Source organism: Actinomycetes bacterium (assembly GCA_022599915.1).
In the GTDB taxonomy this organism is placed as follows: Bacteria; Actinomycetota; Actinomycetes; order S36-B12.
This window is the reverse complement of the sequence record JAHZLH010000009.1, coordinates 18,438-40,826: the sequence shown is the minus strand read 5'-3', so window position 1 is coordinate 40,826 and position 22,389 is coordinate 18,438. Positions and strand designations below refer to the sequence as shown.

The following is a 22,389-nucleotide window of genomic DNA, read 5'->3' as shown; positions in this document are numbered from 1 at the left end:
CTTTGATTTGCCTGCCTGTGGTCAGGCACCGGCAGGCCGGAAATGCAAACTCGATCTTCTGTGGGCCGCCTATTGTTCAGCGACGCCTTTATCTGGGCTCACGGCCCGAGAAAGACATTGGCTGTTCCTGAGTCGCTGACAGGTTGTCCGGAGTTGGGCAAATCTCGTCCAGTTCGATCGAGTCCGATGTAGTTGTTGTCGAACACGTTGTCGCGAGTCCTCTCGGTCAGGGTGACACCGTTGCCGATATTGCCACTGATGATGTTCGCCGGATTCTTGGTCCGCAGGCCAACGAAGTTGTTATTGGCGTCATCCGTGACCAAAATGCCACCCTTCTGGTTCGGCAGCGCCTTCTCGCCGAATACTTCGGTTCCAATGAAGGTTTCCTGGATCAGGTTGTTGTGAACATCTCCTTGCAGCACCAGACCGTAACCAAGATTCCCGGAGAACAGATTCTGCGGAATGACGGATTCCCGGGTGCCACCGATGACGTTGTTGTGCGCTCGACCAGCCAGTACCACCCCATGCTTTCCGTTAGGCAGCGGACTCTGTCCGTCGGTGGTGGCACCGACAATGTTCGGATCGACGGTGACGCCGCGGGCTCTACCAGCGATCCGGATGCCATTGCCAGCGTTGCCGCTCATGACGTTGGTGCGGGCCAGGTTGTCGCCGCCAGTTGACGTAATGAGTAGACCATTGCGTCCGTTAGGGGCTGCCCCCTTGAAGGCCAAGAGACCACCGAAGGTATTGAAGGTAATGAAGCCAGTCACCTTGTCCTTGACTTCAATTCCGTTTGCTTTGTTGCCGGCGGAAACATTGCCGAGCGGGATCACGCCACCCACCTGCGTGTTTCGCGAGCTGCCTTCCACCAAGATGCCGTTGCCCTGATTGGGCAATAGGGCAGTGTTGTTGGCCCCTACCCCAAAGAAGTTGGCGTGGACGGTCACATTGTGGGAATCGGTAATGACCAGCCCATGGCCGCCGTTGCCACTCAAGACGTTGTAGTAGACAAAGGGATTTTCTACGAAGGTGCAGCCAATGAGCTTATTCCTTGGTGCTGCCACCATCTGGACGCCGTCACCACGGTTACCCAGCGCAGAGTTGCCATTGGCAGTGGTGCCGATGAAATTTCCGCTCAGGACATTCTTTCGTGCTCCGGATGTCAGGTGGACGCCATCACCGCGATTGCCAGAGACCAGGTTCCCTAGGGGCGGAACAACAAATACGGGTGTCACCTTGCCCTTGTCCCCAGTGGGGTCATTCACCTGACCTGTGGCTGTATCGGTGTACGCGTTGCCACCGATGGTGTTCTCGGCTGCTTCCTTTTTCAAGGTGATGCCGTGCCCGCGATTGGCCAGTTTGCTGGTGCCGGTGGCGTTGGTGCCAATGCGATTCGCCACCACGGTGTTGTTCGATCCGCCAGCAATCACGATGCCGCTACCGCTATTGCCGGAGATCAGGTTGCTCATCACCCCCGAATCTCCTGCGGGGTTGATGCCAATGCTGTTGCTATTCGAGGTGATGTGGATGCCGGCTTTGCCGTTCCCGTCAGCCTCACCCGACATCCGCACGCCGATATAGCTATCAGAGATGGTGGTCTTATTGCTTTGCAGGCTCAGCCCGTGGTGCTCAGCTCCCACGAGGGCCAATGCGGTGATGGTCGAACCCTTGGCGCCCTTGAGCAGCACGAGACCTTCGTTGCCGTTCGCATCCACTTGCACCACCGGGGCGCCACCCGCAACGTATTCGGGTGCCGAAGTGCCATCGATGGTGACCGGTTTGGTCACCTCGGGGAGTTTCTTGGTCAACCGGACAGTGCCGGCCACCGAAAACGTGATCGTCGTCGCAGAAGCCGCTTGATTCGCAGACTTGATCGCCGCGCGCAGTGACCCACTTCCTCCCGAACTCAATGTCGACACTGTGGCGCTGGTGCTCGTGGCCTCCAGATCACCAGTAGCGACCGGGACGTCGGTGGTGGCGTGAACCGGAGAAACCACGGCGAGCACGAGTATGCCACCGGCCAAGGGCGCCAAGCCGTAGGCCAACGGTGAGGATTTTTTTTGCATCATGAGCGCCTTCCAGAGGGTGGCGAGTGCCTACCAAGAGAAGTCAAGCAGCGCTGGCCGAGCTATGTCTACATCTGACAAGTGTTGGGCGTTGTTTTCACCTTAACGAGTTGAATTAATGACAAAGCTAGCCGCGCTCGTCTGTCAGTAATTGGCAGGGCCAGTTACTGACACGATTTCCGGGAGGCCGTACCGGCTTTGTTACCAGCGTCGATGCTGCCAGAAACTGTCGGTTTTGCCTCCGTTCGGACCAGCACTCGTGGGCGAACTGATACTCCCTAACCGTGGGGGATGTTTCGGACCGTCGGATAGGGTTTCGGACCGTCGGATAGGGTAGGGCCTATTGCTGGTAAGGAAGGCATCGCGGCCATGAATCAAACGAAAATCCGATCCCGACTAGGAACCTTGCTGATTGCCACGTGCGCAATAGTCGTGGGGGCAGGTGCTATGACACCGGCCGTAGCAGCAAAACCCACGCCTCGTGAATCCGAGAAACTCGCCAAGACCGATGCCGGGCCGGACGACATCACAGTTGACGCTTTCGGCAATATCTACACCGCCAACTCCCGTGCGAACACTGTCACCAAGATCACGCCGAACGGCAAGCCCGCCACCCTGGGAACCACGGGCAGCAAACCGCGTGGGATCGCAGTCGATGAGTCCGGCAATGTGTACACCAGCAATCTGGAGTCAAATAACGTCAGCAAGATCACGCCCGATGGTGTCTCCACGATTCTGGGTTCCACCGGCAACCAGCCGATCGATATCGCGCTTGACTCCGACGGGAACGTCTACACCAGCAACTACGTGGACAGTACCGTCACTAAGATCACAACCGACGGTGTCTCGACAACCTTGGCAACCACCGGCTCGCAGCCGCTCGGCATCGTGGTCGACTCGGCCGGCAATATCTATACCGCGAATGAGCAGTCCGACAACGTCTCCAAGATCACACCGGATGGTGAGTCATCGATCCTGGCCAAGACGGGCGGTTGGCCGCAGGCGATGGTGATGGACCGGGAGGGCAACCTCTACACGGCGAACTGGAACTCCCGGAACGTTTCCAAGATCACTCCGAAAGGTAAGTCCAAGATCTTGGGTACCACCGGGCGCCGTCCTATTGGCATCACTATTGATCCTTACGGCAACCTCTTCACCACTAACGATGGTTCGAACAGCGTCTCCAAGATCATTCCCAAGGGTGACTCCAAAGTGATCGCTCGCACTGGTAAACGGCCGATTGGCATCACCTCAGACGCCGCTGGTTTCCTTTACGTGGCGAATTTCCTGTCGAGCACGGTGACGGAAATCTTCCCGAAGCCGAAGAAGTCCCCGGACGTGATCAAACTCAGCACGGTCACGGTTAAGTCGCCGAAGAATCGCAAGGCCTGGATCATTCCGTTCTGGAATGACGTCTACAAGAACAAAGCGGCTTGCGAGAAAGCCTTGCCCGATGTCATGGCTAGGGTTGCGGAGAATGCCGATCCTGCCGTGCAAGCTGAATCCGCGAATAACTGCATGGGTATCGGTCGCGTTCCCTACCAATACCGGATCGCTGAGACCGAGTTGACGGTCGCACAGTGGGTGAAGTTCCTGAACACGGTGGATCCCAAGGGTCGAAATAAGCACCGACTGTGGGATGTAGCGCAGAGTTCGCGGGAATGGCCGAAGTACGGCTCAATCAACCGAAACAAGCGTGCACCTCACGGTCAGCACTACTACGTTGCTTCACCACAGTGGGCAGACAAGCCCTACAACGTCGCCGACTTCACTCGGGCGGCCCGGCTGGCCAACTCACTGGATAAAGGCAAGACCCTCTCGGTGAAGACCAAGCGCGTGAAGACGGTGACCGGCAAGAAGTTGGCGGTGACGACCTACAAGATGCGCATGTCGTCTAAGACCGAAAACGGCATGTACACCATGAGCGATCGAGAGGCCACGCGGAACGCAAAGCGCGGCTTTGCTGTCTCCAGCCAAGACGAGTGGATCAAAGCCGCATATTTTGACCCTAAGGGCGGTGGCAAATACTCCTACTGGGACTACCCAACGAATCCGGGGCTATTTGTTCCCTGCCCGGTTGATGACTCGGGTTGCTTCGAGGGGGAACAGCCGAATATGACCAAGTTTGACGACTACGGAAATGTTGTTGGGGCGAAGAAACGTCAGCCACTGGCATCGTTTGAGGCGCTGCCCGGTGTCGCCCCAGATTGGTGCCCGGAACCCTTCACTGATGCGCAATGTGCAGTGTCCCCATTCCCGCCGTTGGATGACATTTACACCGGCAACATGAGTTCAGTTGGGCAGGCGCTGACCCGCTCGCCATGGGGAACTCTCGATCAAGGCGGCAACGTGGTGGAGATTACCGACACGATTGCACCGCCGCCGTCACTTGAGGATCCGGACATTGTCTGGCGCCGCTGGCACGGTGGTGTAGTGACTGCGACTGCGTATCAGATGTGGCTATCCGCCGTTGGTGTCACTCCGCAGACCATCCCCGGCTACGCAGTGAATCCATGGCGCGGCATCCGGTTGGTTGTGCGGGATCGGGGAATGTAAGGCTAGCCCCTGCATTTTCAGCGAAACCAGGTAGTTCCGATGGTGATCAGGGGTTAGTGCTCGGCCGAAGTCAGGTTTGCGGCACTAGGGCGAGCTGGCGGGATTGAGCGATGAGACGATCATCTTCATCCCAGATCAGTCCGTCCACCTCGAGGCGGTCGGCACCCACGAATCTGGATCGGTAGTCGAGTTTCACATAGCCAGGCGCGGGACGGGCGCGGACGTGGACGGTCAGTTCCACGGTGGGAGTCCAAGCGATCGGAAGGCCAGCATTGAACGTAGTGGGGGGTAGGCAATCCGCAGCGACAATGAGAGCAAACGGGTCGAGCGGTTCATCGTCGAGTAGCCGAAACCACGCTCGCATTCTTGCGTGACCGCTCGGTTCACCCATCATGAAGCCGGCATCGGCGGGATGTAGTCGCAGTTCAACGCGGTCCATAAAGGGCGGTGGCAGCGGCGGGGTCTCATCCGTGGGCCCGGCCCAGGTTGCTGCGCCAGACCGGATTCGCAGGCAATCAGTCGGTTCGGGCAGCGTAGGCGGCTCACCGTCTTGGAGTTGCAGGTCGTGCGGATCCGGCCAGGCGCCAAAAGCGCCCAAAGCCTCGGTGAGAAGCTGGCTGTCGGCGGAAGCACTGGCGCGGACAGTCGTTAGCCTTCGCCCGGCTTTGGCCGTAGTTGTGGCGATTGAGATCGGGCCGGAGCGCGCTGGTGCCAGAAAGTGTCCCGTCACCGTTGCAGGAGCTTCTCGACCGGCGGACTCGGCCATCGCCTTGGCCATGACTGCCAGGATGTAGCCGCCATTCGTAGCGCCGAGAATGTCCCAGCCGTCTGCGAGTTGACCCTCAAAGCGGCCGTCGGTTTGCTGCGTCACCGCTGAGGCCGCGGCCCAAGACTCCCGTTGAGGCATCTGCGCAGCCTAGTCAAGGTGGGTGGCGGCTGCTCATCGAGAGACACTGAACAGGTGGAAGAGACCGAGGTCCGACTGGCAGGGCCATACAGCCTTTGGCGCACGTTGCGTTCCTTGCAGCGCGGCGCGGGCGACCCCACTATGCAGCGGACTGATACTGGGATGTGGCGGGGGATGCTCACGCCTGCCGGCCCCGCCAGCATGCAGTTGCAGGACCAGACTCGCGACCAGGGCGTGACGATTGTCGCTCGTACCTTTGGCCCTGGTGCGCAGTGGGCTGCGGGCACCGTGGCTGATCTGGTCGGAGCTGGCGATGATCCCGAGCAGTTCCGCCAGCGCCTTCAGGCTGCGTCGGAGGAATCCCGTTGGTCGCCGGAGCAACGGCGGACTATCCAGTTTGTAGCCACCGCCTATCGGCAGACTTCCTGGCGGTTGCCGAAGTCGCATGGAGTGTGGGAAGCGCTGTTGGCTGCGGTCTTGGAGCAAAAGGTCACCGGTAAGGAGTCCAAGGGCGCTTGGCGGTCCCTGGCACTGGAGTTCGGCGACGTTGCACCGGGTCCGGTTCCAGCAGGGCTGCGCCTACCACCCACACCGGAGCAGATTCGCCTAGTGCCGTCCTGGCGGTGGCGCAACTTCGCAGTCGACCGGCCCCGCAGTGATGCGATCCTGCAGTTGGCAGCGAGGGGAGCGAGCCTGGGCCGGTTGCTGGAGATGACGCCCAACGAGGCTCGCGCTGCGCTTACCTCGGTTCGAGGAGTTGGCGCTTGGACCTACGCTGAGGTGGCCCAGCGGGCCTTGGGCGACGCGGACGCGGTGAGTGTGGGTGACTACCACCTGGCTCACTGGGTGGTGTTTTCGATAATGGGCCGTCGCGACGGCACTGATGAGGAAATGCTGCATTTGCTAGCGCCCTTTGCCGGAGATCGATACCGCGCGGTACGCATGATTGAAATGTATGGAAGACCCATGCCCAGGCGTGGCCCGCGAATGTCGATTCCGCGGCATCGGTACGGCTGACTTCGTGACCAACCCTGTCGTGACGCCCGACGTGCTTGCGGGGCGGTAGCAGGTGTCACGGTAGTGGCACATCAGGGGCACCCTCCCGGAAACTGCGCGACGCATGTTGTTGAATGGGGGCGTGTGGCTTGTGAACTTTTTCTACGGGTTCCCGATTTGGGCATGCCTCGCGATAGCCTTTATCCCTGCTGCGATCACGGCCCTGGTAGTACGGCCGTTTGCCAAGACTCTGGTGGAAGACCAGGGCACAACCGTGCTGCGCGATCGGGTGTTTGGGCTCGCATCTGCTGCTTTCGTATTTGTTGTGGCGCTGTCTACGAACACCCTGTGGCAGCAGGATGTCGATATAGCTAGTGCTGCTAGAGAAATGGTCGTCTCGGGTCAGGAAGTTGTCCTGCAAGTCGACCAAGAAGAGTTGTCGAATCGGGACGAAATCGTCGAAGCGCTCAGTGACTTTCTTCGGGAGGTGAACGCAAACGAGACTCAGATGGGCCCACTGCTGGGGACGCCGGAAGTGAATCAGGCGTTGAAGGATGCGCGGAGTTTGATTTTTGCGAACACCGACTCGATCGACAACCAAGACTCGATGGACTCGGCTTTCAAGGAGCTCATTCAAGATCGGGGCGACTATCTGTCGGCACTCAATCAGCCTGGAATACCAGATATTTTGTGGGTGGCGGTCATCATTCTCGGGTTGCTTCTGATCGCAACCTTCGCGCTTTATCCGATCGCGCGATCTCGTCGGTTTAGTACTACCGCGACTGCAGTGGCGGTCTTTGCGGTGGGGCTGATTCAACTGCCGATGTGGGTGTTGAACTCGTCGACTCAGGTCGAGAAGATGGTCCAGCCCTACCTAGCTGACGGTGTCGGAGAAGCGATTCCGACTGAACCGCCGATCGTTGGGCAGATGGTGGCGGCCGTGGCGGTTGCCACCTTGGGAGTCGCTATCGCGGGAGCTCTCTTCTACTTTGGCCAGCGCAAGCTTTCGCATCACCACGCGGCACCGCCGGACGATAATTACCTCTCCCAGCACGACCTGCTGCGCCAGATTCGAGATTCGCTGCAATCGGTGGAAGGCGCTGGCGCGACCCGAGTTGGCCAGTCGGCGTCGGACGAGTCGTCGCCAGACGATCGCCAGTCCTAGATTCGAGTGAAAGCGGTATCTACCGGCGGTAGTCTCAGATCTGCTTCGTACCCCAAGATTCGCCGTGCTTCACGAATGCCCGAGCCGATCGCTCCCTCAACGAAGCCGGCGCGTTCGCGATAGGTCGCTTCGCCAGCGAACAGCAGCCGCCCGGCAACTGGCGCTAGCAGGTCGTCGTAGTCACCCGCCGAAGTCGTTAACGAGACAGTGGAGTAACTGCCGAGTGAGAACTCGTCGGTTCCCCAGGTCGTGACGTGTACCGCAGCAGGATCCTGGTATTCGTCGGTGAAGATCATGTGCAGGATCTCTGTCGCTCGCGCGACCGTGGCTTCCGGATCTTCTGCCAGTTGCTGGGCTTGGTCCCCAGTCAGGAACGCCACCAAAACGGGCCGACCCGCGGTACTGGATGCGTCGACGAACGCGGGGAAGTCTCCCTGGACTGCTGAGACATGAAAGATGCTGCGGGGTTGGTTAGGTGACTTCCGCCAAAAAGGCTCATCGAAGGCCAGGACGACTTTCTCGACGATTCCGACACCAAGATTCTGGATCGCTCGCTGTTTGCCGACAGGCAATGCTGGTTGAAAAGTAATGGTCTGGGCTTTCAGCACTCCGAGTGGAACCGTGACGATGACGTGAGATCCGCGCAGCACTTTGGCGGAGGTTTGGACTGTGACCCCGGCTGCGTTGTAGCTGATTTCTCGAACTTCGGCGCCCAACTTGATGTCGAGTCCAGATGCCAGCCGGGAAACGAGACGTTGGTAACCACCTGCAATGACGTAGTCACCACGACTGTCGTAGTCCGGATTTAGCGCCAGGGTGTTGGGGGCAAGCAACTCAGCTTTCTGCGCGGCGGTGAGATCATTCATCGTTCGCAGCATGAATCGGAAATACTTTTGTCCGATGATGCCGCGCACTCGAGACACTTCAGCGTCGAGACGTTCAGCAAGATTCGCCGCGGACTGTGGCGCCGAGATGTCCTCTCGACTCAACCTGCTGAGGACTCGATCGGCTCGCCAGAGGTGATATAACGCCCGCAGTTGATTTACCGATCGTTTGTTCACACCGTCGAACATCAGAAATCCGCCGCTACTGGCCATCTTGTCCTCGCTGCTGGCGATGCCCGCTTCCTGTGTGAGGTGATAGAGCGGATTGGCACTGCCGCCGTGAATCCAGTTACCACCTTCATCGACTGTTCCACCCTCGACATCAATCGTGTGGAGCCGGCCGCCGATTCGTTGACGACCTTCGACGACGATGACTTCTCGACCCTGGTCGTGAAGTACGCGAGCCGCAGTGAGTCCGGCTGCTCCAGCACCGACCACGATCACCGGCCCGTGGCCATCAGCAGCACCGGCGGTAACCCCGTCGATGAAGGAGTCGTGGTGCTTACCCGTCGGATGAGACTTGCGTTTGGTCACTTTTCCTCCGCAACACTTCCCCTGGCCGTTATCTCCGATATCAGCGGGTCGGTGCCCCAGGGATCTTCAACCTCCAGACTGCCTCAAGATGCGGTTACTGGGCTGGAGTTTGCGAGGAACTCGATCCTCTTTGTTAGCAGCCTTTCCCTGGTTGGCAAGACTCTGGCAGCGCGGGGGCTCATGGAGGAGATTGTGGTCGGGGGAATGTCACTACTCCGGCTAGCAAGCTAGCGCTGCTGGGCAAGGGCGGATCAGGCGTTAGCTCCCTTACTAGTGCCTATCAGGACGGAGCACCCCTCGGTCAGACGCAGTATCCGAGGCGCCTCGGCGTACAGTCCACCGGTGACATTGTGGTGGGTGGAGGCTGGGGAGGCAGCAAGGAAGGAGTGCGCTACCAGGCCGATGGTGTGACGGACGCTGGCTTTTCACCGAACGGGACCGCAAACTTCAACAGCTTGATGGGTACTGCACCAACCTCTGATGGCAGTGGCGCAATCGCTGGTTATCAGTGGCGCAGCAAGGTCGCTAAAAAAGCGGGCGCCAACAAATGAGCCGCAGCCAAGAAAGCCGAGTGGAGTAAGTAGTCGTCGTCGCGACCGTAGTCGCGGTAACAACTACCGAGTGGCTGCGTTGGGCACTTGTGCCGCCGTTGGTGTGGTCTGCGCTGCGTTGCGGACCGCGATGGGTTGCTGGCCAGATAGCCGCAGTGACAGTTGTCTTTGTCCTATTCGCCGAGGAATACCAACGAGGTTCCCCTTGGCTGAGTGTGCTCGTGGCACAAATAGCAATGCTGTCACTGGTGTTCTCGGTTCCAGTGATTGCACTGGCGGTCAACGGGATGCATCGTGAAGCGAAGCGGGCAGTGGTTGCCCTTGAGTTAGCGCAGCGGGATTCGCCGACCGGTCTGTATAACCGGCGGGCGCTGTATCGGAGAGTGGATGGCACGCTGGCGAGGGCGGCGATGAGTGTGTTGTCGTACTGAGTGATTTGGCAGGCGCGTCGGACTCCGATGCCGTTGTCGACTCAGTTCGAAGCAATGTGAACCGGGAGTTCGCAGTTGGTGGCCGATCCGTCCCCGTGAGTGTCTCATTGGGCAGTACGCTGGGTTACGGAAGTTCGGATCGGAATGGGCTGCTGGCCGAAGCAGATCGAGCGCTGTATCGGGAGAAAGAGCTCGGGCCTTCGGTGTAGTCGCATCAGCCGAACGGGTGGCTCGCGCAGCCGGTTGCTCCGCTTGTCGCACCGAAGTTAGGTTGAACTGTGGTGTCTATTGGGCGACTAGTCAGGCCGCTGCCGTTAGCGGTATTGGCGGCTGTAGTCACCGTGACGTCGATGGCTCAGTTCCCCGCAGCTGCAGCAACGGATGACAGCAAGAGCATTTTTGAGGTAACCGACTCGGTAGTTGGTACGGAAGTCAGCAGACGCGGCGCTTTTGATGCGACTATCCGTGCGGGGCGCCGAGCAGTTCGCGAACAACTGCGGGATTCAGCAGGAACTTCGGCGGCGGTGGCGCTTGTCGCGGGCAAGCGAGTGGTGTGGCGTCAGGGCTTCGGTCAGGTGAATGCGCAAGGTCGTACACCGTCCGCCAGCACCCGCTACGGAATCGGATCGGTCAGCAAAGTGGTGACGACGATGGCCGTCCAGCAACTCGTTGATGCGGGGAAGTTGTCGTTGGATGCACCAGTCGTGCGCTATGTACCGGACTTCAGGATGAAGTCACCGCAGTACCGGCAGATCACGGTGCGGATGTTGCTTAATCACTCTGCCGGGCTACCTGGCACCGACTACGCCAATGCGTTCAGTTTCGCGCCCATTCCCGGCTATTCGCAGCGATTGCTGCGCGCGCTGGCCGAGTCACAGCTAAAGACCACCCCGGGGTCTGTGAACGTCTACTGCAACGACTGCTTCACGCTGGCTGGCATTGTGGTGGAGAGGGTCGCGAACCAGCCGTTCACCGAGTATGTGACGCAACAGATTCTGGATCCGTTGGGGATGGATCGCTCTGGCTTTCTGACGACAGAGCCGCTTCCCGGAGACATCGCGCGAGTCAGCGGCTTTGTTGAGGAAGAGCCGACGCAGGTCGCTAATGTCTACGCGGCTGGTGGCTTGGTGTCGACCACCAAAGACATGACAAGACTGGCTCGGGTGTTTCTTGGTGCGGGCAAGGTCGGGGGCACCCGGGTCCTTTCGCGGGCAGCGGTGCGCCGAATGGCCAAGGATCAGACCGAGACCACACTCAAGGTCGGATCGCCGGACTCCTGGCGCTACGGGTTGGGGTGGGACACCGTGGCGGAACCAGGACTTGCAGTGGCGGGAGTTACTGGGTGGAATAAGAGTGGGGATACGCTGCAGCATCACGCAAGTTTCATGATCGCGCCGAACAACAACTTGGCCGTGATTGTCCTCACGGCCGGATCGATGTCCTCAAGCAAGGCCGCAGCAGTGGGAAGAGTTGTGCTCCTCAACGCCCTGACCGAATCCGGTGAGATCGCCCGAATGCCTGCTGACATATCGGGTCCCCCCGCCAAGCGGAAACCCAGCAAGAAACAGGTGCGCCGGATCACCGGTACCTACCTCGCTTCTGGTTTGGCCTACAAGGTATCCGCGAACGACAACCGGGTGCTACGAGTGAAGCCACTTGTCAGCGAGGCCAGTGGTGGCGTGGTGACTCCGGGCCGTTATCGGCAACGTGCGGATGGGGCCTTTTGGTCTACGTCGGGGGATGGCACGTCGATTAGGTCGCAGGCCGCATGGGGACGCAAATTTCTTGTGAAACGCTCAGCTGGCGACCCTGCGGTATTTTCCGAGGATTTAGTCGTGGGACAGAAAGTACGTGGTGGTAGCCAACCGGCCGCTGCCTGGGATCAGCGGGTGAACCAGTCATGGTTACTGGCGAATGAAGACCCGGAGTCGGCTATTTGGGCCGCCGTCCCGCCCGCGATCACAGTGAAATCTATCCCAGGTCTGCAGGGTTACTTGCTAGCGGACGGGATGGCATCAATGGTGCCGTTCAATGCTGCAGGTAGCAGCAGCGTCGGAACGATGTTCTTGACTATTCCATACCTGTTCGGCCGGGACATGTTCGACGTTGCGTTCACCGAGCGAGGGGGAGACGAGTGGTTATCATTCGCCAGCAGCCAGCTGCGCCCGGCGTCGACGGTCCCGCGACTGGCGGTGGGTCAAAACTCGGTCAGGATCGGTGCTGAGAACTTCGCGGAATGGCGCAAAATCTCAGTAGCAGGAACGCTCAGGCTTGTCGGGCAGCAGGCGTGGAAGATCTACGATCAAGATTTCGCCCTAGTCAGTTCCGGCGGAGCCAACGCTGACACCGCTGATGTACCGGCGGATTCCTATGTGGCCACTTTTGGTGATGCCGGCACGAGCATCACGCTGAACCTCACCAACTAGGCGAGGGCTTCTCGGTCGCGGCACCCCAAAGCAGCCGCGCGTTTCACTCGGTAGTTGGTGGGTGTGCTGGCGTGTTGGGATCAAGCGAAATCAGTGGCAACTATGCAAATCTTCGGTGTGGCCGACATCATCAACAGCGAGTTTGTCCCACCGTGGGGGTGGCAGTCGGGGCATCTACAAACGGTGCGTAGTCGAGTAGTACGGCGAAACTATGACTTGGCTGCTTTGGGAGTCCAACGCAGTGGTCTAGTTCCGATACAGGATGGCAGTGGTGATCGACTAGCTGTTCATCTGCATCAAGTCGCTCGTCATGATCCCCGTGGCCTGGTGGTACTCGTCCATGGACTTGGCGGCAGCGCGGAGTCTGACTATGTTCGGGCAACCGCGATGAGCATGTTGCAGGCTGGGTTCAACGTCGCGCGGGTTGATCTGCGGGGTGCCGGATGGTCCTGGTACACCTCCGCGGGGCTTTACCACGCGGGTAGGACCAGTGATCTGCGAGCCGTGATTCGCCAGTTAGCCCTGATGCCGGAGGCGCAAGTCGCCGCTGAACCGCGAATCTTCCTGATGGGATTTTCCCTAGGCGGTAACGTCACCATCAAGTTGCTGGGCGAGCCGTTGGATGACCTACCGGTGGCAGCGGCGGTGGCGGTATCTGCCCCGCTAGACCTGAACGTTGGCGCGGTCCATCTCAGCAGCATGGCCTTTGGGCTCTACGAGAAGTATCTGTTGACCGGGCTACGCCAGCAGGTCCTCCAATCCGGACCGGAGGGCGAGCCGCGGGTGACCCAGCAAGAGCGGCAGTTAGTACAAAAGGCGCGCACGATCGCTGAATTCGATGACGCCATCACCGCGCCCCGCAATGGCTGGCGGGATGCAAACGAGTACTACCGAGTCAACTCCAGCGGGCAGTTCCTCCCAGCCGCTGCTGCGCCGTTGTTGGTTATTCATTCGGTCGACGATCCGATGGTTCCGTCGGGCCCCTACCGCGAGATCGATTGGAGCACCCTGGAACGGAATGCTCCTGTACAACGGGTCATTACCCCAGTGGGGGGTCATGTTGGCTTTCACGCACGAGGACAACGATTGCCCTGGTACACCCAGGTAGCGGTGGATTTTCTGACAGCGAACGCTTAGCGGTAGTGCTCGGGATGGCGAGGCAGCAGTCCCGAAAGTGACTGTCCGAGAGGTGAGGAGAATCGCACGCTGTGGACCAAACAGGTTTGGCTGGTTAGCAACTGGACATGTGCTTGATAGTTGCACTGGCCTCATCCCCCGTAGGCCAGGGCAACGCCTCTCGCCCACACCAGACATCCAGCAAGGCGGCGCGATGCGCCACGGGTGCGGCAATCTGCCAGGGTGAAGTGTGAGTGAATCCCAGGTATCCCAACCGTCGGCGAGTGAAGCGGGAGTTTCCAGCGGACCGCGCTTCGTGATGCTGGGTTTCGTCGTGCTCTCGCTTGTCACCGTGGTCTACGCGATCGATATCTTGCCGATCATCGGACCGGAAGTAGTGCGAGGTATCAATACCTCTGCGGGGGTTATCGATCTAGGCGGCACCCTGCTCCTCGCAGCGTCCGGCGGATTCGTGATGCTCATGGGTCAAGCCGGCGACAGGTTTAGTCACAAACCGATATTCCTATGGGCCGGGTGTGGCCTGATCATCATTGGTGGTCTGATTGCGACGTTCCCCCCCAACGGTGGGGTACTGCTGTTGGGGCGATTCATCATAGGAATCGGTCTTGTCGGGATGTCAGTGCCTTGCCTCGCTTTCCTCAACATCAAGTTCCCAGCGGGAGATCCCCATCGAGGTCTCGCCTTTGGCCTGTTCGCCGCTGGGTTCGGGTTTGGGTTCATTCTTGCGCCCATTGTTGGTGGACTACTCGGTGACGTTGAGCATGGCTGGCGTATCGCTAGCCTGCTGGTTCCGGTCCTGGCACTTGTCTGCATGGTCGGTATCGCGGCTTCAGTCACGAAGACTCGCGGGGTGAATCCAGATCTACGCATGGACGTTCTAGGTTCAGTGCTGCTACTACTCGCCATGTCGGGTCTGATTGTTGCGATGAATGAAGCGAGTACCTACGGTTGGATCACCCAAACGGAGCCGTTGGCAGTCGGTGACTGGAACTGGCCGCTGGATGTCTCGATGCCGTTTGTGTTGGGGATACTCGCCATCGCTTGTTGGGTACTTTTCGCCGTTCATGAACGCAAGCTCAATCGCAGTGGCCGTCCGGCAATCCTCGACTTCACACTGTTTGCGAACAAATCGTTCTCGATTGGGCTGATCGCTTGCTTCCTTTTCTTTCTGGGCGCTTTTGCCGCGATCTTGGTGATCCCGCAGTACTTCCTGCTCGCCTTGGGCGTGGACACTCTTGTGCTCGGTCTGTCGTTGCTCCCCATCGGCATAGGAGTAGTTGTCTGTGGCTACCTAGCCGGTCCAATCGGAAATAAGTTGGGTTCGCGCACTACGGTCATGGTCGGATTTGGCGCCCTCGTTCTAGGGTCACTGCTAGCGATCCCCGCGATGGGGCCCGGCGCCAGTGGTTGGGTCACCGCTATCCCGCTGCTGATCTTCGGAATCGGATTCGGACTGGTCTACGCCCGAATTTCGCAGAGCGTCTTGGCGTCGGTACCAGCGGCAAAAGCCGGGATCGGTGGTGCCACTATGTTTGGGGTTAGGCTGCTGGCTGGTGCCTTTGGTGCCCTAGTACTCACGTTGATCCTTACCGCCACCGCGGTGGACAAGAGCCAGCAAGAACTCAGCGTTCAGGCGAGCAGTCTAGATCCACAGCAGCTAGCCACCCTGTCAGCGCTTGTGGACCGGGGTGCTGCGCTGCGCCAGGAAGCGGGGGGAATGAATCAACTTGCGGGGAACCAGCAGAGTTATCAGGAAGTGCTCCAGGATCGGGAACTCCAGACCGCAGTGGCGGATATTGCCGATGCCTACTCGTTCGGCTTCAGAGTTGTGATGTTGCTGGTAGCAGCGATTGCATTGCTGGGATTGCTGACGACGCGGAGACTACCGGAGCCAAAGTCGAGTTAGCCGCGGCTGGGACAGCGGTCGCTGATACCGCCGCGCCCAGACGGTGGGAACTCGGAGCGTGACACAGTTGGCCGGTTGCTCGTGCCGAATGGAGAAGGTGGGCGTCCGACACCTAGGGTGCGAGGGAGACTTCGACTACGTCCGAGAAAAGGTAGCGCAATGATTGTGGTGACTGGTGCGACGGGAAACGTCGGCGCTCCAACGGTTGAATTGTTGCGAGAGCAGGGCCAGCAGGTCCGTGGCCTGAGCCGACATCCTTCCCACCCGGACGATCGAGCAGTCGACCTTGCGGATGCTGATGCGGTGAATGCGGCGGTCGCTGGTGCCGACGCGGTGTTTGCGATTGTGCCGGCGGTGGAAGACCAACTCGATATGGAACGTAACCTCATTGCCGCTGCCCTTGCGGCAGGGGTGACTCGATACGCCCGACTATCGTCACTGGGCGCTGATCCAAACGGCAAGGACTCCGTGTCGCGAGTGCACGGTCAGGCAGAGAAGTTACTGGAGGAATCTGGGCTGCCCTACACCCACGTGCGAGCCAACTACTTCATGCAAATGTTCCTCACCCAAGCCGACAACATCGTTCGGCAAAACGTCTTCGCCACCTGCGCGATCGGCGAGGCTGAAGTGGGATTTATTGACACACGTGACATTGCCGCAGCTGCGACCGTGACGCTTACTAAAGAAGGCTATGAGGGCAAAACGCTACAACTGACTGGACCAGAACTACTGACGTTCACTGCCGCAGTGGCGACTTTGAGTAAGGCGGTTGGCCGGGCGATCAACTACTACGACATGGACTGTAGTGACTACCGGAAGGTGCTGGTGGGGGCAGGCGTCTCTGAGTATCTCGCCGACCACATCATCGGTCTCTACACCCGGATTGGTTCCGGCAGTTCTGCAGTAACAACTGATGATGTCGCTGTAGTCACCGGAACCGCGGCGCGGACTATGACGGACTTCGCGACTGATTTTGCAGACAAGTTCCGCTGAATACCTGCTAGCGGCCGCTGGAAATCAGCGCTGCTAGGCGGTCTCGCTGGCAGATTCGGTGTCCTTCAGGGCGGAACCAACTTGGCTGCCCACCAACACCCCGGTCACCAAGATCAGCATGGTGATGGTCATCACCGAGTTCTGGAAAGCTGGCTCCATATCGTTCCACGTCTCGTTCAGGTACATGATGAACCAGTTGCCACCGACAGTGAGGAAGCCGAAGAAGAAGACGCCGAGTCCGAGGAATCCGCCGTAGTACGTCCACTTTTGTGCTGCAGCGCAGGCCACGTCGTCCCGGGTCCGGAACAGTCCGGTGAAGCCGCCGATCAGCAATAGGATTCCGGTGAGAGTTTCGCAGGCGATTACGGTGATGTAGCCGATGAGTTGGAAGGTCTCGTTGTCGATGTAGTGCCACTCGAATCCTGCTCCAGCGGCTTCGTTGACACCGTCGCCGCTCAGCACACCCTGGATGAAAGCCCAGTTGCTCTGGGGATTGGTGATGTTGTCGAATGCAACCAGGGAGTAGTACGCCGCCGTCATAAGGACGACGAGCGAAGCGACTAGTCGGGTAGTTCGCTAAATACTTGCGCCGTTGTTGGTGGCCATGGTTTCTCCTCGTTGCATCGACAACCCAATAAAGGATCTTGACGCTAGGTCTCGCGGTATTCACTGTCCGAATAACACCCCCAACACACCCGGCTCGGCTTGCTCTTGCTCAGCTGCGGAGTGGCGGGTTGTTTTCCGTTCCTAGGCGAGGCATGAACGGAAGCCCACATGGCGGGAAGTAAGTCGCCCCGCTTGGTGGGTTGCGCTGGGAAGAACACTCACTCGATCAAGGGACGGCAACGTGCTGTGTTGCCTAGGTTCAACGGTGAGGCGGAACTTTCGGACCTACTCTCGATCCGGCACCTCAGCAGCCTGTTGTTGCGCTCTGGCGAACTGGGTTGCTCCGCTGGTGGCTACTCGACGCCACGGTACAGTGCCGTCCATTTCGATCTCTAGTGAGAAGGACAGGAACGTTCGAATCAGCACAATCAGACCTAGGACTGCGACGCTTTCCAATGTTTGCGAAACGGCCACCGTTTGGAGCAGGTCGCCTGCCACCAGAATCTCCAGACTCAGCAGCAATACCGAGCCGAAGGACTGCCGCATCAGTTTGTAGCCTGCTTGTCCGTCTCCGGTCCGGCGCCATTGCCGAATCGCGAGAATGCCGGATGCAAATAGCCCGAAGATCAGCAAGACTGCGGCGATCACTTCGAAGGTGCGTGAGATCGCAGTCATTATGTCGACATACGCGTCTTCATTCACCTGTTCCACCTACCTTCAACACGTCGTCACCGCGCCCCATCACACTAGCGATTGCTGGATTGTCATCGTGGCGGGTTCACGAGAGGGTCAACACCATCTTGCCAACGTAACTTCGCTCGCGAAGTCGATCCTGGGAGGCAGAGTTTCACCGGCTGTGCGGTGTCGGTACCACCGTGAGTCGGTGCCACGCTTGCGGCTAGTTGGCCGCACCCGGTCCGATAGCCACCGCTCCTAACTCGGACCGACATTTCTCCAGAGCTTTCCGCAACTTCGGGTCGCCGGGATTGATCGCTCCGGGATCTGTCAAGACTAGTTTGCCATTGGCGTCGAACTGCGGATCGGGAACATCGACGCCGTTATCACGCAGGCAGGACACCAGGTTGAGGATCGCTTCCTGCTGTGCCGAGTCAAAGTTTTGATTGAGCGGATTGCCACCGGGCAGTAGATCCTGGCACTCCGTCAACGCATCACGAAACTTCGGGTCCTCGAAGTCAATATCGGCATCCTCGGGTGAGCCGAACCCTTGATCGGGATCTGGATCTGGCACATCAACGCCGTTGTCGCGCATGCAGGCAGCGAAGGCGAGACCACCGTCATCGGTGGCGGTAGGATTGCTGCTGGACTCCGGCTGCGCGTCTTGATCGGAAAGCGTCGCAACCTGAGACTCCGAACTAGACGAGCAGCCCGTCAGTACCAGTGCAGCGAGTCCGAATCCAAGCAACCAACGCGCAGCAGCATTTCGCTCGTGCGTTTTCTTCGTCGGTTTCATGTGATTCCCACAATGTTCTGCTGAAAAAAGAGCCGGGCTGGCTTAGCGCCTGGTCGATTTTCCGCTGCGATATGTCCCGCTCCATCGTAAGCGAATTTGGATCATGACCCAAGACCTAGAGTTACGGTTGATCAACGCTGAGCAAAGGCGTGAGTCATGATGGTGCCCATGGCTGAATCGGATAGCACCCAGATCACCGAACCTGCCCATCTCCACGACAAGGTGTTGCAGGTAGAGCGAGTGGCGATCATGGTCTACGCCGCCATCACTATCCTGGGCGTAGTGGCCGCATCCTCACTGAAACAGTTCGTCAGCTCTGAAGGGGAGTTGATCGCTGCGGCGGTGGGTGCGTCGCTGGCGGTAGCCCTGGCGCACGCATGGGCTGCTGTCATGGGCCACCGGCTAGTCCATCACGAGATGATGTCGCGCAAGCAGTTGTGGGCGCAGGTCCGAATCGCCGGTAATCTGCTCGCGGTCACGGTAATGACCGTTGCCACGATTCTGCTGAGTATGGCGACTGGCGCAGCCTACGAAACAACCGTCTGGGTTACCCAAGGCATGCTGGTACTACTGCTATTTCTCGTGGGATTGCTCGGAGCGCGTTGGTCGGGCGCCAGTTGGGCCAAGGCCCTCGCCTGGGGGGTTGCTGATGCGCTGATCGGAGTAGGCGTTCTCCTGGTCAAAGTTCTTGTCGGGGGTTAGAGCGAGTAGTTCGTCGGGCGGGAGCACCCCCCTGAACGCTAGATATTGAGCGCCTCGGTGGGCGCTAGTCGAGCGGCCCGTGCGGCGGGGAAGATGCCAGCGACTATGCCGACCAGCAGCGTGACGCCGAGACCAGCAGCAATTGCCCACAATGGGATCGCGATCGGCCAGCCGCTGGTAGTAGCAAAGATGATGGTGACTAACGCGCCGAGAACTGCCCCGGCGGCCCCGCCGAGGACCGACAGCGCGACTGCTTCGCCGAGGAACTGGTCTCGGATCATTCGCTGGGTGGCTCCTAGTGCCCGGCGCAGGCCGATCTCCTGCCGGCGTTCCAATACTGAAACCACCATCGTGTTCGCCACACCAACTCCACCAACAAGGAGTGATACGGCTCCCAAGCCCAGCAGGAGCCCAGTGAAGGCGGCGTCAGTGGCGGCTTTAGCGGCCAGGGCGTCAGAAGGTCGAGAGACCTGGACTTCGTCGGGTGCTGCCGGATTCACGGTTGCGGGTAGCACAGCCTGTACATCCAGCACTGATGCTTCCGCGGAACGTTCGTAGATAGTGCTGGGATGGCCATCAAAATTCAGGTAGTTCTCAGCAGCCAGCCACCCGACCAGAGCTGAACGGTCGAGTTCGGGTGCCAGGGCTGATGGAGCGAGAATCCCGACGACGGTGAACCAGCGATTTCCCAGCCATACTTGTGGTCGCGTTTGCCCAAGGAGTTCTGGACTTATTCCCAAGCGAGCGGCGGAGTCGGCGCCTAAGACCACTGTGGGAAAACTGTTAAGCGCCGGATCCAGCCAACGCCCAGCGGCTACGTCGAAACCGATGGTGTTCTGTAGATCGTCAGTCGCAGCCCGGACTGCGATTCCACCGCTTTCCGCCTTATCGATTCGGTCATTGCGGTACACGTTGGCATCAGTTACTCCGAGGGCTCCCACCGATTGCACCGGTCCGATCCGCTGCACCATCTCAATGGATTCCACAGGTAACTGAGCAGTGTTACCGCCCAAAGTGGTACCGCCGGATACCGACAACAGATTTGTTCCTAACGCGTCTAGTTGGCGATTCACTTGCTCTTTACTGGATGCCGACAAACCCACCACTGCCACTAGTGCTGCAATACCGAGCGCGATTCCAAGTCCGGAAAGCACCGCCCGCAGCGGGCGGTGGCGCATACCAGCTGTCGCTACCCGAACTATGTCGCCAGGAGCTAACTGCGACGTGGGAATGACAGCTTCAGATTTGGTCGTAGGGGTCGAACTCATGCCGAGATCCGATCGTCGGCAACGATGTGTCCGTCTCTTAGCCGGATTCGTCGAGGGAACTGCGCAGCCAGTTCCAGATCATGAGTAACCACCACCACTGTGGTGCCGTCATCATTCAATTCCTCCAGCAGTTCGATGACCTCCGCGCTGGCAGCGCTGTCCAGGTTTCCGGTGGGTTCATCAGCGAGAAGCAACGGTGGGTTGCCAACCACAGCCCGCGCAATCGCTACTCGTTGCCGCTGACCGCCGGAGAGCTCTGTTGGCCGATGGTCGAGTCGGTCAGAAAGTCCAACACGTTCCAGTGCGGCAGCAGCCCGATCGCGACGTTCGTCCCGATCGACACCGGTGTACAGCAATCCATCCGCTACGTTGTCGAGTGCCGTTTGGACTGGTGAGAGAAAAAATTGCTGAAAAACGAAGCCGATCAAGTTTGCTCGCAGCCCGGATAGTTCGCGGTCGGTGAGACCAGCTACATCGATGCCGGCGATGTGCAGTTGCCCGCCAGTCGGCTCATCGAGGCAGCCCATCAGATGCATCAGGGTTGATTTGCCCGATCCAGACGGCCCCACGAGTGCCAGCAATTCGCCCGCGACGATGTCGAGGTCGACGTCGTCCAAAGCGACAACTGCCGCGGCCCGAGCCTTCCCGCCGCCGTAGACGCGCCGCAGCGACCGAGCTCGCAGTACCGAATCCTCACTCATCGGCTAGGCACCACCACTACCGTCCCTTCGGCGATGCCACTGCCGGTAATTTCCACTTGACCTTCGGCAAAAAGTCCGGTGGTGACACCGACCAACTGGCGCTCACTGTCGCTGACCACTTCCACCGCGTAGCCACCCTCGGTTAGCGCCAGCAGGGCAGCCACCGGGACGGTGAGGACATCGCTAGCGCTATCTGCCTGCAGTCCCACGTCGACAGGTGCAGAGTCCCATCGCTTCGCCTGACCGGGACGATCGAGGCTGACGGTGACCGGGATGGTTGCCTCGGTTGCCGTGCCAGGTTGAAGGGCATTACCGCTACTCGCGACGGTCCCGATTTTGGTGATGCGGCCAGCGATCTCGGTCCCGTCGGGAAGGGTGACCGTCACTCGATCCCGCAAGGTAACCAGGCTTTGGTCAGCGGTATCGAGGTCGATAGCGACCTCTCGCACCTCGCTGGTCACCGACATGATTTTGGTGCCGGGTTGGACAACTGCGCCTCGCTCTACCAGCGCTGCTGCAACTCGGGTCGCAGCCGGAGTGAAGACAACCTGCCCTAGTGGCACGGTACCCGTTTGTGGCAGGCCCACGTCGTCTTGCCAGTTGCGGACAGCGGTGGCGGTGTCACTGGTGAAGTCATTGCTGTTGGGAGCCCGCTGGTAATCCAACTTCCGCAGGTTCTGGTTTAACTGTTTGACGTCGGTCCCGGAGTTTCCGACAGCGAGCGGCCGATACGCGGGTACTGTGCCGTACATCAACACCGTCGGTTTTTGGTTGACCTTCCACAGCACACCGCCGCGGACCACCGTGCTCCCGTCGCTCCGGATAGCAGTAACTGTTCCGCCTGACTGGGTGACGAGTTCCTGTTCATCGGCAAACTGCAGGGTGCCGATGACAGTCTCGCGATCAACCAAGTCTTGTCGGGTGACTTCAGTGGTGCTCTCGGTGTAGCTGGTCGCCGTATCTTCTTCGCTGCCGCCAGATAGCAAAACAGCCAGTAGAACCACCACCACCACCAGCAGGAGCACGAGCATTAGGATTCGGTTGCGAGTAAGCAGGCTGGTGGAAGTGCTGGTATCACTCACTCGGAAT

19 protein-coding genes are annotated in these 22,389 nt (G+C 59.3%); 10 read left to right on the top strand and 9 right to left on the bottom strand.

What is annotated here, in order from left to right:
* Positions 1-98 precede the first annotated feature (98 nt).
* The gene (locus K0U62_02025) at positions 99-2,069 is read right to left on the bottom strand and encodes a right-handed parallel beta-helix repeat-containing protein (protein MCH9800295.1); all 1,971 of its coding nucleotides are present in this window, start codon (positions 2,067-2,069) and stop codon (positions 99-101) included.
* A 1,338-nt stretch (positions 2,070-3,407) separates the two neighbouring features.
* On the opposite strand from K0U62_02025, the gene K0U62_02020 reads away from it, so the two are divergent.
* Entirely contained in the window at positions 3,408-4,622 is a 1,215-nt protein-coding gene (locus K0U62_02020; protein ID MCH9800294.1) for a hypothetical protein, read from the top strand.
* Positions 4,623-4,692: 70 nt separating this feature from the next.
* Here K0U62_02020 and K0U62_02015 read toward each other — a convergent pair whose 3' ends face one another.
* Positions 4,693-5,529 (bottom strand): thioesterase family protein, encoded by an 837-nt coding sequence (locus K0U62_02015; protein ID MCH9800293.1) that lies wholly within the window; start codon positions 5,527-5,529, stop codon positions 4,693-4,695.
* 54 nt (positions 5,530-5,583) lie between these two features.
* Here K0U62_02015 and K0U62_02010 point away from each other — a divergent pair, with 54 nt between their 5' ends.
* Positions 5,584-6,546, top strand: coding sequence for a DNA-3-methyladenine glycosylase 2 family protein (locus tag K0U62_02010; GenBank protein ID MCH9800292.1), 963 nt, complete (start codon positions 5,584-5,586; stop codon positions 6,544-6,546).
* A 121-nt stretch (positions 6,547-6,667) separates the two neighbouring features.
* Positions 6,668-7,690 carry a hypothetical protein gene (locus tag K0U62_02005; GenBank protein MCH9800291.1) on the top strand — a complete coding sequence of 341 codons (1,023 nt, stop codon included), beginning with the start codon at positions 6,668-6,670 and terminating at the stop codon, positions 7,688-7,690.
* Here K0U62_02005 and K0U62_02000 read toward each other — a convergent pair.
* Positions 7,687-9,108 carry an FAD-dependent oxidoreductase gene (locus tag K0U62_02000; GenBank protein MCH9800290.1) on the bottom strand — a complete coding sequence of 474 codons (1,422 nt, stop codon included), beginning with the start codon at positions 9,106-9,108 and terminating at the stop codon, positions 7,687-7,689. The genes K0U62_02005 and K0U62_02000 overlap by 4 nt on opposite strands.
* 706 nt (positions 9,109-9,814) lie before the next feature.
* Here K0U62_02000 and K0U62_01995 point away from each other — a divergent pair.
* From K0U62_01995 to K0U62_01970, 6 genes are all read left to right on the top strand, one after another.
* Positions 9,815-10,090, top strand: coding sequence for a hypothetical protein (locus K0U62_01995; protein MCH9800289.1), 276 nt, complete (start codon positions 9,815-9,817; stop codon positions 10,088-10,090).
* A gap of 5 nt (positions 10,091-10,095) precedes the next feature.
* Positions 10,096-10,299 carry a hypothetical protein gene (locus K0U62_01990; protein MCH9800288.1) on the top strand — a complete coding sequence of 68 codons (204 nt, stop codon included), beginning with the start codon at positions 10,096-10,098 and terminating at the stop codon, positions 10,297-10,299.
* A gap of 141 nt (positions 10,300-10,440) precedes the next feature.
* Complete coding sequence (locus tag K0U62_01985) at positions 10,441-12,516, top strand: beta-lactamase family protein (GenBank protein ID MCH9800287.1); 2,076 nt, start codon at positions 10,441-10,443, stop codon at positions 12,514-12,516.
* Between the two features lie 93 nt (positions 12,517-12,609).
* Positions 12,610-13,653: an alpha/beta fold hydrolase gene (locus K0U62_01980; protein MCH9800286.1), complete on the top strand. Its 1,044-nt coding sequence runs from the start codon at positions 12,610-12,612 to the stop codon at positions 13,651-13,653.
* A 229-nt stretch (positions 13,654-13,882) separates the two neighbouring features.
* On the top strand, positions 13,883-15,559 hold the full coding sequence (locus K0U62_01975; protein ID MCH9800285.1) for an MFS transporter: 1,677 nt from the start codon (positions 13,883-13,885) through the stop codon (positions 15,557-15,559).
* Between the two features lie 159 nt (positions 15,560-15,718).
* Complete coding sequence (locus tag K0U62_01970; GenBank protein MCH9800284.1) at positions 15,719-16,552, top strand: NmrA family NAD(P)-binding protein; 834 nt, start codon at positions 15,719-15,721, stop codon at positions 16,550-16,552.
* A 33-nt stretch (positions 16,553-16,585) separates the two neighbouring features.
* Here the strand turns inward: K0U62_01970 and K0U62_01965 are convergent, their stop codons facing one another.
* From K0U62_01965 to K0U62_01955, 3 genes are all read right to left on the bottom strand, one after another.
* Complete coding sequence (locus K0U62_01965) at positions 16,586-17,092, bottom strand: DUF2165 domain-containing protein (protein MCH9800283.1); 507 nt, start codon at positions 17,090-17,092, stop codon at positions 16,586-16,588.
* A 351-nt stretch (positions 17,093-17,443) separates the two neighbouring features.
* Positions 17,444-17,833, bottom strand: coding sequence for a DUF1622 domain-containing protein (locus tag K0U62_01960; protein MCH9800282.1), 390 nt, complete (start codon positions 17,831-17,833; stop codon positions 17,444-17,446).
* A 223-nt stretch (positions 17,834-18,056) separates the two neighbouring features.
* Positions 18,057-18,629 carry a hypothetical protein gene (locus K0U62_01955; GenBank protein ID MCH9800281.1) on the bottom strand — a complete coding sequence of 191 codons (573 nt, stop codon included), beginning with the start codon at positions 18,627-18,629 and terminating at the stop codon, positions 18,057-18,059.
* Between the two features lie 168 nt (positions 18,630-18,797).
* Here K0U62_01955 and K0U62_01950 point away from each other — a divergent pair, with 168 nt between their 5' ends.
* Positions 18,798-19,331 carry a hypothetical protein gene (locus K0U62_01950; protein MCH9800280.1) on the top strand — a complete coding sequence of 178 codons (534 nt, stop codon included), beginning with the start codon at positions 18,798-18,800 and terminating at the stop codon, positions 19,329-19,331.
* A gap of 38 nt (positions 19,332-19,369) precedes the next feature.
* Here K0U62_01950 and K0U62_01945 read toward each other — a convergent pair whose 3' ends face one another.
* From K0U62_01945 to K0U62_01935, 3 genes are read right to left on the bottom strand one after another with little or no spacing between them, the layout of a single operon-like run.
* Positions 19,370-20,599, bottom strand: a complete 1,230-nt coding sequence (locus tag K0U62_01945; protein ID MCH9800279.1) for an ABC transporter permease — start codon at positions 20,597-20,599, stop codon at positions 19,370-19,372.
* A complete protein-coding gene (locus K0U62_01940) occupies positions 20,596-21,300 on the bottom strand; it encodes an ABC transporter ATP-binding protein (GenBank protein ID MCH9800278.1) in 705 nt (234 codons plus the stop codon). The genes K0U62_01945 and K0U62_01940 overlap by 4 nt, the downstream gene beginning before the upstream one ends.
* Positions 21,297-22,382, bottom strand: coding sequence for an HlyD family efflux transporter periplasmic adaptor subunit (locus K0U62_01935; protein ID MCH9800277.1), 1,086 nt, complete (start codon positions 22,380-22,382; stop codon positions 21,297-21,299). The genes K0U62_01940 and K0U62_01935 overlap by 4 nt, the downstream gene beginning before the upstream one ends.
* Positions 22,383-22,389: the final 7 nt, after the last annotated feature.

What these genes read in the sequence shown, in the direction of transcription:
- K0U62_01950 (MCH9800280.1), top strand. Translation starts at nt 18,798, where the DNA reads ATGGCTGAATCGGATAGCACCCAGATCACCGAACCTGCCCATCTCCAC.
- K0U62_01945 (MCH9800279.1), bottom strand. Translation starts at nt 20,599, where the DNA reads ATGAGTTCGACCCCTACGACCAAATCTGAAGCTGTCATTCCCACGTCG.
- K0U62_01940 (MCH9800278.1), bottom strand. Translation starts at nt 21,300, where the DNA reads ATGAGTGAGGATTCGGTACTGCGAGCTCGGTCGCTGCGGCGCGTCTAC.
- K0U62_01970 (MCH9800284.1), top strand. Translation starts at nt 15,719, where the DNA reads ATGATTGTGGTGACTGGTGCGACGGGAAACGTCGGCGCTCCAACGGTT.
- K0U62_02025 (MCH9800295.1), bottom strand. Translation starts at nt 2,069, where the DNA reads ATGATGCAAAAAAAATCCTCACCGTTGGCCTACGGCTTGGCGCCCTTG.
- K0U62_01965 (MCH9800283.1), bottom strand. Translation starts at nt 17,092, where the DNA reads ATGACGGCGGCGTACTACTCCCTGGTTGCATTCGACAACATCACCAAT.
- K0U62_01960 (MCH9800282.1), bottom strand. Translation starts at nt 17,833, where the DNA reads ATGACTGCGATCTCACGCACCTTCGAAGTGATCGCCGCAGTCTTGCTG.
- K0U62_01985 (MCH9800287.1), top strand. Translation starts at nt 10,441, where the DNA reads ATGGCTCAGTTCCCCGCAGCTGCAGCAACGGATGACAGCAAGAGCATT.
- K0U62_02015 (MCH9800293.1), bottom strand. Translation starts at nt 5,529, where the DNA reads ATGCCTCAACGGGAGTCTTGGGCCGCGGCCTCAGCGGTGACGCAGCAA.
- K0U62_01955 (MCH9800281.1), bottom strand. Translation starts at nt 18,629, where the DNA reads ATGAAACCGACGAAGAAAACGCACGAGCGAAATGCTGCTGCGCGTTGG.